This window comes from Acinetobacter sp. LCT-H3 (genome assembly GCF_001866125.1).
Lineage (GTDB): Bacteria > Pseudomonadota > Gammaproteobacteria > Pseudomonadales > Moraxellaceae > Acinetobacter > Acinetobacter schindleri.
Genome location: NZ_MODX01000003.1, coordinates 60,083 through 73,066 on the forward strand (window position 1 = coordinate 60,083; position 12,984 = coordinate 73,066).

The following is a 12,984-nucleotide window of genomic DNA, read 5'->3' on the forward strand; positions in this document are numbered from 1 at the left end:
ATCTAAAATTTTTAATCAGTTTGTTTTATAGCTGTGAGCCAATAAAGAAGTGCACGCGGATTGGATGGTTATCATCCGAAATGCCTGAGGCCACATCAATACGAATCGGACCAATCGGCGATGCCCAACGCACGCCAAGACCTACCCCATATTCAGTCGGATTACTAAAGTCCTTGTCATAAGCATTTCCGGCATCTGCAAATACTGCCGCACGCCAGCCTTCCCTGAATTGATAATTATATTCCAAGGAACCAATGGTCAGGGCCTGTCCACCTACTTTAAAGCCATCGATTTCTGGTGACAGACTCTTATAGTCAAAACCACGAATACTTTGATCACCGCCAGTGAAATATCTTAAGTTATACGGTACTTTGGTAAAATCTTCAGTAAAAATATAGCCTGCATCGGCACGACCGACAAACTGATGATCAGCATTTTCACCCAGTGAATAGATAAAGCGCCAGCCAGCATTGGCAATGGCCATATCAGCATCGGACAACAGCGCCTCACTCCCCAGTTCAATCTTATAGGTCTGTCTAAAGCCTTTGGTTGGGTTTACCCGACGGTCACTGGTAGTACGAGCAACTTCATAACCGAATAATAAAGACTCTTGGGTTTCTGCAGTACTGACCAGGAAAGCATCCGGAATATCATCAGCATTCACAGTACCGTCCTGAGTCAATTGATCCAGACGATAACGCACGCCATAAGTATGCTGCCAGCTTCCTCGTGGATTTTTAATATAACGATCGGCACCAATTACGGCAGATTCGATCAAGAGTCCATCGCCTTGTGCAACATCATCACGTTCTTCACGCTCATAACCACCGACAATACTGATGTAATCATTGAGCGGGTGTTTATACGGAATATTATAGCGGCCATCAATAGACTGACGGATTCCTGAAAGCTCGAGGTTGGCATCAAAAGAATGTCCACGTTTGTTAACGATGGCACGGCGGTACTGTCCGCGTAGACGTGTCCCAGTATCGGTTCCATAACCTAGACCGACTTCAGCGCTGTTTTTCTTGTCAGCATTCAAAGTCACAATCACCGGAATCTCTTTCTCTTCACGTGCTTGGGCTTTTAAACGTTCCTGCTCATTGGCCTTGGTTTCCTGCGCAGTACGCATGGCGCGTACATCTGGGTTTTCTTCCTCACGGCTACCAGCAAACTGGCTTTCATCAACCACGTTCTGGGTAACTTCCCTGGAAGAAGCCTCGGCTTTTTTCTCCTGGGCCAAAACCCCTTCAGAGATTTTTTGCTGATCGACCAGCAATTGCAGATCAGGCGCCAGTTCAAGTTCCGCTTCGACTGGGTCCGGTTTCACCGCATCAACCAGGGTATAGTTAAAATATCGTGAGTTGGTCAGGTTATTGGCTAGTGTGTTTACCCGCCAGAAACGGTAATCGGCACCATCTTCCCAAGGCACCAGACTTTGCAAGATATCTGGATCTAGCGGGAATTTCTCATCCGGATCACTCATCCGGAAGGTCACCGGTCCAAGTTTGTAAGGATCGCCAGTTTCATAACGCAGATTTACTTCTGCCGTATTCTGTGGCTGTGCGACCTTGACATCATGCAGCCGCCAGTGCGCATCGAAGTAGCCGTTATTACTCGCTGCTTCGACAATTCGCTCCTTGGTTTTTTCATATTCACCATGATTAAACACATCACCCACTTCCTGATCTGGCAATACACTAATGACCTGGAACTGTGGTTGCTCAGCACCAGCACCGGTAAATTCCAGGTTCTGGCTTTGAATGATGACTGGCTCATTCGGAGTTACATGCACCCTGACGCGTGATTCAGAAAGTTTTTCAAAACGGAATTCGGTATTATAGAAGCCAACTGCCTGAGCAGCCTGGTTAGACAGACTACGTAATTGTGGCAACGCGGATGGAAAATCGCTAAAGGATTCCTGAGTGAAACTCGACAGTTTATTTTCAATATTCTCTGCCAGGTTTTCATAGGCCCGTATACGTGCAGCCGAACTTAATCCATTGCTCGTTTGAGTACTGCTTTCACCATTACGTATAACCACGTCTGCATCAATCCGCGGCACACTAGCTGTCATGATCTGGCGTGGCGGACGGATTTTATAAAAGAGTCGTTTAAAAATATTCGGTTTCTTGTCATCTGCCGGCGTAAGTTGCTGCGGAGGAATTTCCGGCAAGGTACTGCCTGTTTCATTCGCCTGCACAATGATCTGGCTGTCAGACTGAATACTTTGCATCAGCTGATCAACATTGACTGGCGCCTGATTGATTTCCACCAGTTCCTGCTGGCTGATATCGGCAACTACGGTTTCTGTCTGCTGGGTCTGGCGATAGCTTTGTGCTTCCTGCTTGGCTTGCTCAGCCACGCGGTAAATTTCATCCGCCATTGCCTGATCGATCGGTTGAACCGGTAATTCTTCTAGGTCTTCAAACTCGATCGGCTTAAATACATCCAGCTGTGCGCCTTGCTGTTCCTGCTGTTGCAGCATTTCCAGGCTGTCTATTTCATTTTCTGGCTGCAAAGCCTGTTCAATTTTCTCGGTAGCTTCTTCTTCGGAATTAGCTACCCCCTGTTGCACCGCCTGCTTAGACAGTTCATCAATCATTTCTGCCTGCGAAACTGCCACGGGCGTTTCCGTTTCTGGAGTTTGTGCCATGCCATGTTGGGCCAACATCATCAAGAAAATACTCATGCACAAGCGACTGCCTGTAGGTGCAGATATGAGTGGACTCATGCTCTGACTCAGTACCGTTTCTTTAAATTTTATTTTTGCAGGCATAGCAAACTCTAAACAAATACATTCTTTAATTGATTATTTGACCGAAAAATATAAGCTAAGAAACTTGAATCTATAGGATTTTGCCATTTCCGTGGTCAAAGGTATCTTACATGATTTTTCAAGATGTTCACGCATCACTGACATTTCTTAATAAATCTTAATGTAGCACGTCCAATATGAACAATAACGAACATTTGTTAGGCTCTCGTCGCTTTTTACCCATGTTTTTGACGCAATTCTTCGGGGCGTTAAATGATAATGTATTTAAACAGGCATTATTACTGGTCATTACGTATGGATGGATTCAGCAAAGTGCGGGCATTAGCACCTTAAATAATCTTGCTGCATTACTCTTTATTTTGCCTTATTTTATTTTTTCTGCAACTGCCGGACAAATTGCCGATAAATATGAACGTTCCCAATTGATTCGTTATTTAAAGATCCTGGAAATCGTGGTGATGATTCTCGGTACTATCGGTTTCCTGATGGGTAATCTATGGATTCTACTGTTTGCGCTGTTCTTAATGGGGACGCAATCGACTTTCTTTGGTCCGATTAAATATGCAATTTTGCCAGAAGTGCTGAAGAAAGAGGAATTGATGTCAGGTAATGCACTCTTTCAGTCTGGAACTTCCCTGGCGATCCTATTCGGTATGATTCTGGGGGGGGCGGTGATTGCAGCATCGGCTGGCAATTTACTCTGGATCAGCTTAACCGTAGTGGTTATTGCCATCCTCGGTTATTTATCAAGCCGCTTTATTTTAAAGCAAAGCATTCCTGCACCTGATATTCAAATTGACTGGAACTTTTTCCGTACCAGTTTTCAAACCCTGAAATATGCCAAAAGCCTGCCTTTGATCTTTCTGATTCTGCTTGGTAACTCCTGGTACTGGTTTTATGGCGCGACCTATTTAACCCAGATTCCACAACTGACCCTACAGAACCTGCATGCTTCTGAAAATGTTGCAAGTTTACTGCTAACTTTCTTCTCGATCGGGATTGGCTTGGGATCTTATCTGTGCCGTAGATTAGGTGGGACTGAAGTTAATATTCGTATGGTGCCAATTGGTGCAGTTGGACTGACCGTCTTTGCTATTTATCTGGCTGTCAGCATGGCCTTTATACCTGAGCGTACTGGCGAATTGCTGGGTCTAGCAGATGTATTCCGTCAGGGCTGGAGCTATTACCATGTGATGTTTGCCGTGACCTTATTGGGTATCAGTGGTGGTTTTTATATTGTTCCGCTGTATGCCATGATGCAAGCACACTCTCCCCGCTCACATCGTGCACGGGTGGTTGCAGCAAATAACATTTTGAATGCTGTTTTCATGGTATCTTCTGCTATATTTTCGATTATCATTTTAAGTGTCTTAAAGTTTGATCTTAAAATACTTTTCTGTATTACAGCGGTCTTAAGCGGCATATTTACCTTATGGTTATTACTGCGCCTTAAACCGATGATCAACTCTGCACAAGCATCATTGGAGGATTAATGCATGCGTCAATTTACAGGTGTCGATAAGCTCATTCATTCTTTTGATCAGGCATTACGTAGTCTTGTCCCAGGTACGACTTCTGCACAGCGCACTAATCCTGCTGAAAATACTGATAGCCAACTGGCGGTTTCTGATGCTCGTCATGTTGCTGGTCTGATGCGGGTAAATCACAGTGGTGAAGTCTGTGCACAGGCGCTTTATCATGGTCAGGCGATGACCGCCAAACTGCCAAATGTCCGTCGTGAAATGGAACAGGCAGCAATTGAGGAACAGGATCATCTGGCCTGGTGTGAAGATCGTTTAAAAGAATTAGAAAGTCATACCAGCTTGCTGAATCCGGTTTGGTACGGTCTTTCTTTTGGTATGGGTGTCATTGCCGGAATTGCTGGCGACAAATACAGCCTTGGCTTTGTTGCTGAAACAGAACGTCAGGTCAGCCTGCATTTGCAACACCATATCAGCCAGTTACCACCGCATGATGAGCGTTCACGCCGTATTCTGGAACAGATGAATGAAGATGAATTGCATCACCGTGATACAGCATTAGCAGCGGGTGGTGTAGATCTGCCTTTACCGGTCAAAATTGCCATGACCGGCATTTCTAAATTAATGACCAAGACCAGTTATTATATTTAAGCCCTTAACTAAAAAAGCCCACACTGATGTGGGCTTTTTTTATGCATATTCAATCAAGTAAATACTACAAAGGTTTTAGGCTCCTATACTTAATACTTCTTAATCATCTCGGAAAGCAGATCGAGTTGTATTTCCTGTATCTGAGCCAGTCTTTCCCACTGATGCTGAAGAAGATGATCCAGTTTTTCATGTAAATGCTGGATTTCAAGTTCAGCTTTGAGGTTGATTTGATAATCATTTTGGGAACGTAATCTGTCTTTGGCTTCTTGCCGATTTTGGCTCATCATAATGACCGGTGCCTGAATCGCTGCAATACAGGAAAGTATCAGATTTAAAAGAATAAAGGGATAAGGATCAACCGGTTTGGTTACGATAACCATCGTATTCATTCCGATCCAGAAAGTAATAAAAACAGTAAAACAGATCAGAAATGACCAGCTTCCACCAAAAGAAGCAATTTTATCAGCCAATCTTTCACCAAAAGTCCACTTTTGTTCCAACGAGGCTTCTACATCTTTAGTAATCAGCTCATGATGGCGCATGCTCTTGATCACTTCATATTCAAGATTAGTGACTTCACCCTTTTCAGACTTTAACAATGCATGAACATACTGTACGCGATATTTGGTCAAATCTGCCTGGCAAATATAATGATCAGGTGACCAGTCTGGAATATCTTTAGCAATCTCTTCGGTAATGACTTTTCTCACCGTTCCCATCGAGGTAAGATTTTTTAAGGAATAATATTTTCCACATACCAAGCATAGATAAGTTGCATTTTTTCTTTCATGATTATTCTCTTTATCGTGACGCCAGCTCAACAATAAATTTGCTCTAAATTATTATTTGTATGGGTAATTTTAGTAACAAGTATAAAAGTTAAGCTCTGTTATTCGTTTATAAGTCGTATAGATAAGCGAGCTTCTAGCCCACCTCTTCATAGACCGTCACATGTTCTTAAAGAAGAGGGTTGATCATAGATGTTATAATTTTACTTTCTTCAAATATCCTGTTTTTTCCGGGAGTGCTAATAAAATAGATAAGGTTGCTGGTCATTCCCATCCTTTTATTGCTAATTTAAAAGCTTAAAATAAAAATATTCATTAAGGTCATGTTATGGAAACAGTTATAATTCTTGTCATATTAGCGGTTATTACCGTACTACTGATTATTTTTTATAACAAGAAAAAATAATCGGCGCGCTTTTCTTTAAATTTACCAATTTTAGTCAATTCTTGTTATTTAATATATAAAATGCGCTGATTAGCCAAGCTTAGATTTTAAGCGTGCTCGTCTAGGCCCCACGTCATACTAATTGAATTTGATCCGTTCCGGTTGAATTTTCAGTTCATACATATAGCCAATATCACCATCGCATTCTTCTTTAGACAGTTGTTAAACCAGCATATATATATCTGACAATTTTCTAATTTATGAAACCAGTTATCTTTTGCTTTTATAAGGGACTAATCTGATTGCAACTCCGTTTTAGACCGACAAAACATGTGCTACACATCAGCACAACTGCTAAAGGCTTAACCCTAGAAAAAACTTCGTTTAATATACCAGCATATGCTTCCACTCCTCTTTTTAAACCCTATTTTGCACAAGGTTTAACATCAGGATTTATAGCACTGCGTTAAGTTTAACCTGTGGGTACTGGAATTGATGGTCATATTCAAATGCCGGATGTGACCAGATCTCATGCATTGGAATTTTGACATCTAAAGCCAACGGTAACTTTTTTGGATTAAACTGCATCTGACTTAAATCACTGCCCCAGGCAATCAGATCGATATCCAGGCTGATCTGATGTGAGGGACGCACTCGTCCTGAATCCGCTTCCATCTGTTTAAGCTGCTGAAGCATTTCTTCAACTGTCATTTCAACCTGTAATAGACATGCTGAATTCCAGTAATTCTCACCAATCCCGTCACGACACGGAATAATATAGATGGGAGAGAATTGCACTTCTCCCCAAGTGGAAATACGTTGTTGTGCAGCTTGAAAATGTTGCTGAGGATGACAATTACTCGCCAGTGCTAAGGCGAATATCGTTTCGGTGGCGTTCAAGACGTATCCCTACAGAATTGGCTTGCGCGATAATGGCAGGCTTACGAATAGTAATCTTAATCGATTCAATTGCTGTAAAGGTAGTAAAAAGTGCGTTTAGCACTAACTTTGCTGCATGTTCAATCAATTCTGGCTGTGCCTGCTGAATGACCTGTGCGGAAATTTCACAGATCTCGGCATAATTTAGTGTATCTGCCAAGGCATCAGAATTGGATGCCTGTTCCAAATCTGTCTGAATAACCAAGTCCAGCATTAAAGGCTGAATAATCTGACGTTCCCAGTCAAAACAGCCAATTACTGTTTCAACCTTCAAACCTTCAATGATAATTGCGTCCATATTTCTGCTCAGGAGTTTTAAAATCACTTCAATAATCTCCCTAAGTCCCTCTTTATGAAAAAGGGACTTCTACATCTCGAAGTATTTTTATGAGCGTGTAGCTCCTCCCTTTTTCAAAGGGAGGTTGGGAGGAATCCATCTTTTAGAATTAATGCTTCAACAATAAATTCGGGTCAATTGTCTGAATCATCTGTAAGCGCTGATCCGCATAAATATCAGTATATGGCGCAAGGATACGCATGAAACGGTCGAAATACAGCATTTGCTTGAACAGCAAGGCGAAGTCACGCGGGAAGCGAATGCCATGACGTTCACCAACGGCGACCATATCCATCATGACATCATTAAGGTCACTTGGATTGGAACTTAGCAATTCTTGTGGATCTGCCATAATTACACCACTAAATAAACGCTCAAGATCTGCGGCCAATACTTTCGTGTCAATGGCAACTGCAGTCATGCCCATTTTCAGCATGTTTTCTGCCATCAGATCATAATTGGTATTTTGCAGTGCATCCATAAAGGCCATACATGCTGTCCAGACTTCCGGATTCAGCTGACCGACAATACCAAAATCGATAAAACCAACACGGCCATCTTCGAGTAGCATCAGATTACCGGCATGCAAGTCTGCATGGAAACTTTCACACATCATCAGGCTGCCAAACCAGGTATTCATTGCAGTAATCAGCACCTGAGAAGGATCTTTAGCCACTTTCTTTACTACATCAAAATCGGTCAATGACACGCCATACAAACGCTGCATGGTCAGTACACGACGCGTGGAATACTGATGATAGACTTTTGGTGCTGTCGCTGCATGATTATTGGTGACATTCAGATAATTAACGAAGTCATCCAGATTTTTAGCTTCTTCAATAAAGTCAACTTCACGCACCATACGTGTTTTAATTTCTTCAACGATATCTGCCAAAGATGCAAATTTCACTTTTGGCACGGCTTTTTCAAGCAGCTTGGTTGCCCAATGTAGTACGTTCAGATCCGTATAAAGAATGGTTTCTACACCTGGCTTTTGTACCTTAATCACCACATCTTCGCCAGAAACCAGTTTGGCAGCATGTACTTGTGCAATAGATGCTGAAGCCAATGGCGTTTCCTCGATCGAGGCAAAGATTTCATCCAGATTACGGCCTTCAAACTCAGATGCCAGCACCTGCTGTACATAGCTAAATGGCAGGCTTGGAGTTTGATCTAGACAACCCTGAAATTCCTCGACAAATTCACGAGGAAATAAAGAGGGTGTAGAGGCAATAAACTGCCCTAATTTGATATATGTTGAACCTAAGGATTCAAAGGTTTCACGCATCAGTTTAGCATTACTTGGTTTTTCAGTCGCATACTTGATGCCTGCACGTGCAGCAATGACGGCGGTTTCACCGACACGTGCCACAGAACGCAAACCATCCAGGAAGATATTATTTTTCATAATGTCAGCGTAATTTCAAATTTTCTCGAGTGTAACAAATATTCAGGCTGATCTGTTCTATCTTGCCTGACAAATTGGACAATTCGCATCTTTCTCAAATTTGAGAATACGTTGCTGCATGCTCTGACCATCCCATAACAGCAGCTTTTGTCGCAATGGCATTTTTCCAAGTCCCAGATAAAGCAAAGCATGATGTGCTTGCAGACTTGCCATGACATTCGGTGTTGTCGCCAGCACACCGGAATCCGCACAGCGCATGGCTGTATCAGTTTGATCTTCTTGCGGGAAAAGGCAGTTATAGCAGGCAGAATCACCTTCCACCATAAACAGTTGGCCTTGTAGACCAATCGCAGATGAGCTGATCAATGCTACATCAAACTGTCGACAGATTTGATTCACCAGATAACGGGTTTCAAATTGATCACATCCATCCAAAACCAAATCCTGATGCTGAATCAGGTCTTGTGCATTATCGATAGATATTGCCTGATTATAATATTCAATTTGCACATGCGGATTAATCTGTTGTAAACGTTTCGCTAGCGTTTCTGCTTTATAAAAGCCGATATCTTGTGGGGTAAATGCGAGTTGACGCTGCAGATTACTGATCTCAATCGTGTCTGGATCAATCAGGATAATTTTTCCCACACCTGCACGGGCAAGTAACTCCGCGAGTGCGCAGCCAATTCCCCCACAGCCAATAATACAAATATCGGAAAATTTTAGTTTTTCCTGTGCTTCGATGTCCCAGCCTTCTAACAGGATTTGACGTGCATACAAATGCATTTCCACATCAGTGAGTTCGAATTCAATGTTTAAAGCGTCTACCACTATACCGTCCGTGTTCTTTAAAAGATGAATCTATAATTTCAATCCATCTTGTTGATTTAAAATGATGAATAACATTTAATAAAGCATTCAACAAAAATAAATTAGATAAAATGAAATTTAATTTTTCATTAGATGCCGCCTTGATCATTACTGCTTCAACTGCACTACTTTATCTTGTAGCTCAGGTATTTCTTGCAGGTTATATCAGTATATTTGGCGCCGACATTACTGTACTAAATCTTACCGTTCAAGATAAATTGTATTATGGCTTTTTAAAGAGTCTTGTTCATACACTGTATTTTACTTTGGCTTTATTTGTACTTTTTATTGCTATACCTTCCATTTTTAATAATTTTGGAGGCAATATATGGCTCCATAAAAAATTACAAAATTTAAGGGCAGCTATTCATAAGGATACAAAGCATAGACCGGTGATCCATAACAGCTCTTTTGAATTAGAAAATGAAAGACAATTTAATCGTAAGCTTTTTGCTTCTTACTTTATTCTGGTCTTATTGTTCGGCTCAGTAAAATATTTATCTTATATCGAAACTGAAGCAAAGCAACGTGCTCAAAATGATTTAATGAATTACTCACAAAAATTAAGAAAAGTTCAGCTTAAATCTCAAGAAAATCAGGAAGCCTATAAAATTCTCTGTGGTCAAAATCTTTGTGCCGTTCTTATGGTCAATGGAAAACAAAAAATCCCTGCACTATATTGACCCCAAAGATATCGCACTCTTCCTAAATTAGGTTTTATATAGGATCGATAGAATTCTTAATCCGGATCTCCTTTTCTGTTTATTTGCTTCAAAAATTCGGTTGATGCTCTCTTAAAGAATAAGTACTTAAACTAGCTAAAAGTCTCTTTTTGAAAAAAATAAAATCAGGTATTTATTTTGAAACAGTCAAAAATGTCCATTATTTGTAATTACAATGCAATCTCAAAATTAACTCATTAATTTAAATTACAATGAGGTTGCAGAATTTATCATTATTTTTAGGCCTTGCTTGCTCCGATTCTCTTGTTAGCTTCTATCTAAAAAATTTATCGGATAATTTTTACTGTGCTGTAACTAAAACCTGTTTAATGGTAATTCGTGTAGTGCTCTTCTCAATTTAAGTATGTAAATGTACGAGTTCAGTGAGAGTTACAGCATCCTGCTATAAATATGATTAAGCTGCTTAACGTTATCCAAATTTAACCTTTAACAAGAATATGGAGCAGCATATGACAGAACAATATTCAGAACACAATAACCGTGAAAAATTATGGGAACTCATTAAAGATGTGCGTTTCACTATGATCAGCCATCAGGCTGAAACTCAAGAAATTCACTCCCAGCCAATGACCATGCTTAATTCAGAAAAAATGCATGAAAGTCAGAATCTGTATTTCATCATGAAAGACACTAATGATATTGTCCAAGCAATTAATGCAGGTCGTCAGCATCTTGGTTTATCCTTTGCCAAACCATCAGATGATATCTATGTCTCTATAAGTGCTCATGGCGAAATCAGTACCGACCGTATCTTGATTGAAGAATTATGGAACCCTTGGGCAGAAAACTGGTTTGAAGGCAAGGATGATCCGAGTGTACGTGTGCTTATTGCCAAAGCAGTCAGCGCAGAGTACTGGAATGTGAAGGACAATAAAGTTACTCATCTACTAAAAGTCTTAAAAGGCAATATTACTGGCAAGCCTGAAGAGCCAGATACTGATCATGCAAAAGTACAATTATAAAAATTAAAGCGAATTTATTTATCATTTAGCCTCTTATCTAAGAGGCTAAATTTTTGCATGTTGAAAGTATATTTTTAGTTTAGTAGAAGCTCATTTCGAAAAAAGTTGAATTCTTTTTAATCCATTACACTTATTTTAGGATCAGCATTAAACGGTAACTTAAGGAATTAATGTAGCTTAGGCTATTTTGCTGCCATCCGGATTGCTCCATCTAAACGAATGACTTCACCATTGAGATAGGTATTTTCAAGAATATGCCCGACTAATTTTGCATACTCAGATGGCTTAGCTAAACGTGGAGGAAATGGTACCATCTGCCCAAGAGAATCCTGTACATTCTGCGGCAAACCTTTTAGCATCGGCGTTTCCATAATTCCCGGAGCAATCGTCATGACACGAATCGCATTTTTAGCGAGTTCACGTGCCAGTGGTAAAGTCATGGCAACTACTGCCCCTTTAGATGCGGAATAAGCAGCCTGTCCAATCTGTCCATCGAATGCAGCTACAGAGGCGGTATTGATGATAACACCACGTTCCTCTTCGCCCTGTTTTAACTCATATTTCGAAATTAGCTCAGCAGCATAGCGCAGCATATTAAAGGTACCCGTGACATTGATATTCAGCACACGCTGGAACATCGCCAAGTCATGCAATCCATCACGACCAAGTACTTTAGCAGACGGCGCAATACCTGCACAGTTTACCAATCCATTGAGTTGTCCATGCGTCTGTTCTAATGTCTTAAAAAATTCACTGGCAGCTGTTTCATCAGTCACATCTAATTGCTGGAATTGCGCCTGTTCCCCAAGTTCTTGTGCGAGACTCTGCCCAAGTTCAAGATTCATATCGACCAGTACGACTTGAGCGCCCTTCTCCACCAGATAGCGTGATGTTTCGGCACCGAGTCCTGAAGCTCCGCCCGTCACTACAAAGACTTTATTTTGAATATCCATAGCTCATCCATGTCATTTTGAATTTTTACTAGACTAATCTTTGCCCAAATAGGAAGCAAATCAAACTATGACCACAGCAGTTTAATTATCAATTAAAAATATTTTATTAGACTTAAAAACGATTAATATCAGCTTTTTATATTTAAGTTTTTAATTTTACAGAACATCTGGTTTTCAAGCTTTATCACCAAATAAAATGAGACTCTACGGTCATCCCAATATCTTTGTATTTATCGTTAATTTAGATTATTTTTCACACAATTTGATGCATCTATTTAGTTGCTCATTCCTCTCCCTACTTAAGGTACTCTTATGTTAAACATGACTGATGTTCTTGGCCAAAACCTGGTTCAAAACTTCTCTAATGCTTTATTTCATTCTGCGGACCTTCTTTCTGAACAGCTCAATCAAGGGATTTTGAACGCATCTGATTCAGCTTTGAAAGATGCAGTGGTGACTTTCCTCAATCGTATCGATGTTCTTGACGCGGCGGCGGCACTTGAAATCTCTGCTGAACGTATTGAAAGCCTGAAGCAAGGGATTGCATTGAAAGATGAACAGTTCATTGCAGATACATTAAAAGTGGTAACCCTATGTCTGGCAATGGAAACCAATACACTAGATCAGGTCGAAGTTTCTGACTGTCTACAAGATTATCCAATGTAAAAATATAAATAAAAAAGCGACC

The 12,984-nt window shown here is 40.8% G+C and carries 12 protein-coding genes; 5 read left to right on the forward strand and 7 right to left on the reverse strand.

Translation table 11 applies throughout. The features are described 5' to 3' along the window. Nucleotides 1-25: 25 nt before the first annotated feature. The gene (locus tag BK820_RS02800; RefSeq protein ID WP_071320038.1) at nucleotides 26-2,779 is read right to left on the reverse strand and encodes an autotransporter assembly complex protein TamA; all 2,754 of its coding nucleotides are present in this window, start codon (nucleotides 2,777-2,779) and stop codon (nucleotides 26-28) included. Nucleotides 2,780-2,955: 176 nt separating this feature from the next. Here BK820_RS02800 and BK820_RS02805 point away from each other — a divergent pair, with 176 nt between their 5' ends. Then, a complete protein-coding gene (locus BK820_RS02805; protein WP_004892970.1) occupies nucleotides 2,956-4,272 on the forward strand; it encodes an MFS transporter in 1,317 nt (438 codons plus the stop codon). A gap of 3 nt (nucleotides 4,273-4,275) precedes the next feature. Next, on the forward strand, nucleotides 4,276-4,911 hold the full coding sequence (coq7, locus tag BK820_RS02810; RefSeq protein WP_071320039.1) for a 2-polyprenyl-3-methyl-6-methoxy-1,4-benzoquinone monooxygenase: 636 nt from the start codon (nucleotides 4,276-4,278) through the stop codon (nucleotides 4,909-4,911). A gap of 89 nt (nucleotides 4,912-5,000) precedes the next feature. Here coq7 and BK820_RS02815 read toward each other — a convergent pair whose 3' ends face one another. From BK820_RS02815 to BK820_RS02835, 5 genes are all read right to left on the reverse strand, one after another. Continuing rightward, nucleotides 5,001-5,732: a DUF1003 domain-containing protein gene (locus tag BK820_RS02815; RefSeq protein WP_071320040.1), complete on the reverse strand. Its 732-nt coding sequence runs from the start codon at nucleotides 5,730-5,732 to the stop codon at nucleotides 5,001-5,003. Between the two features lie 805 nt (nucleotides 5,733-6,537). Then, a complete protein-coding gene (locus tag BK820_RS02820) occupies nucleotides 6,538-6,984 on the reverse strand; it encodes a 2-amino-4-hydroxy-6-hydroxymethyldihydropteridine diphosphokinase (RefSeq protein ID WP_071320041.1) in 447 nt (148 codons plus the stop codon). Then, nucleotides 6,941-7,321 carry a dihydroneopterin aldolase gene (gene folB / locus BK820_RS02825; RefSeq protein WP_005222405.1) on the reverse strand — a complete coding sequence of 127 codons (381 nt, stop codon included), beginning with the start codon at nucleotides 7,319-7,321 and terminating at the stop codon, nucleotides 6,941-6,943. Before folB ends, BK820_RS02820 begins: the two co-directional genes overlap by 44 nt. A gap of 148 nt (nucleotides 7,322-7,469) precedes the next feature. Further along, nucleotides 7,470-8,768, reverse strand: a complete 1,299-nt coding sequence (locus BK820_RS02830; RefSeq protein WP_004892962.1) for an ABC1 kinase family protein — start codon at nucleotides 8,766-8,768, stop codon at nucleotides 7,470-7,472. A 57-nt stretch (nucleotides 8,769-8,825) separates the two neighbouring features. Beyond that, a complete protein-coding gene (locus tag BK820_RS02835) occupies nucleotides 8,826-9,554 on the reverse strand; it encodes a HesA/MoeB/ThiF family protein (protein ID WP_171260583.1) in 729 nt (242 codons plus the stop codon). A gap of 155 nt (nucleotides 9,555-9,709) precedes the next feature. Here BK820_RS02835 and BK820_RS15640 point away from each other — a divergent pair, with 155 nt between their 5' ends. Both BK820_RS15640 and BK820_RS02850 read left to right on the forward strand, forming a co-directional pair. Continuing rightward, nucleotides 9,710-10,321: a hypothetical protein gene (locus BK820_RS15640; protein WP_228715858.1), complete on the forward strand. Its 612-nt coding sequence runs from the start codon at nucleotides 9,710-9,712 to the stop codon at nucleotides 10,319-10,321. A 509-nt stretch (nucleotides 10,322-10,830) separates the two neighbouring features. Then, nucleotides 10,831-11,343 (forward strand): pyridoxamine 5'-phosphate oxidase family protein, encoded by a 513-nt coding sequence (locus BK820_RS02850; RefSeq protein ID WP_071320043.1) that lies wholly within the window; start codon nucleotides 10,831-10,833, stop codon nucleotides 11,341-11,343. A gap of 182 nt (nucleotides 11,344-11,525) precedes the next feature. Here the strand turns inward: BK820_RS02850 and BK820_RS02855 are convergent, their stop codons facing one another. Then, on the reverse strand, nucleotides 11,526-12,296 hold the full coding sequence (locus tag BK820_RS02855; RefSeq protein ID WP_071320044.1) for a 3-hydroxyacyl-CoA dehydrogenase: 771 nt from the start codon (nucleotides 12,294-12,296) through the stop codon (nucleotides 11,526-11,528). 312 nt (nucleotides 12,297-12,608) lie between these two features. Between BK820_RS02855 and BK820_RS02860 the strand changes: the two genes are divergently transcribed. Continuing rightward, complete coding sequence (locus tag BK820_RS02860; RefSeq protein WP_004815725.1) at nucleotides 12,609-12,962, forward strand: hypothetical protein; 354 nt, start codon at nucleotides 12,609-12,611, stop codon at nucleotides 12,960-12,962. Nucleotides 12,963-12,984: the final 22 nt, after the last annotated feature.

Coding starts and splice junctions, on each gene's coding strand:
- BK820_RS02800 (WP_071320038.1), bottom strand. CDS start 2,779: ATGCCTGCAAAAATAAAATTTAAAGAAACGGTACTGAGTCAGAGCATG.
- BK820_RS02805 (WP_004892970.1), top strand. CDS start 2,956: ATGAACAATAACGAACATTTGTTAGGCTCTCGTCGCTTTTTACCCATG.
- coq7 (WP_071320039.1), top strand. CDS start 4,276: ATGCGTCAATTTACAGGTGTCGATAAGCTCATTCATTCTTTTGATCAG.
- folB (WP_005222405.1), bottom strand. CDS start 7,321: ATGGACGCAATTATCATTGAAGGTTTGAAGGTTGAAACAGTAATTGGC.
- BK820_RS02830 (WP_004892962.1), bottom strand. CDS start 8,768: ATGAAAAATAATATCTTCCTGGATGGTTTGCGTTCTGTGGCACGTGTC.
- BK820_RS02835 (WP_171260583.1), bottom strand. CDS start 9,554: ATGCATTTGTATGCACGTCAAATCCTGTTAGAAGGCTGGGACATCGAA.
- BK820_RS15640 (WP_228715858.1), top strand. CDS start 9,710: ATGAAATTTAATTTTTCATTAGATGCCGCCTTGATCATTACTGCTTCA.
- BK820_RS02850 (WP_071320043.1), top strand. CDS start 10,831: ATGACAGAACAATATTCAGAACACAATAACCGTGAAAAATTATGGGAA.
- BK820_RS02855 (WP_071320044.1), bottom strand. CDS start 12,296: ATGGATATTCAAAATAAAGTCTTTGTAGTGACGGGCGGAGCTTCAGGA.
- BK820_RS02860 (WP_004815725.1), top strand. CDS start 12,609: ATGTTAAACATGACTGATGTTCTTGGCCAAAACCTGGTTCAAAACTTC.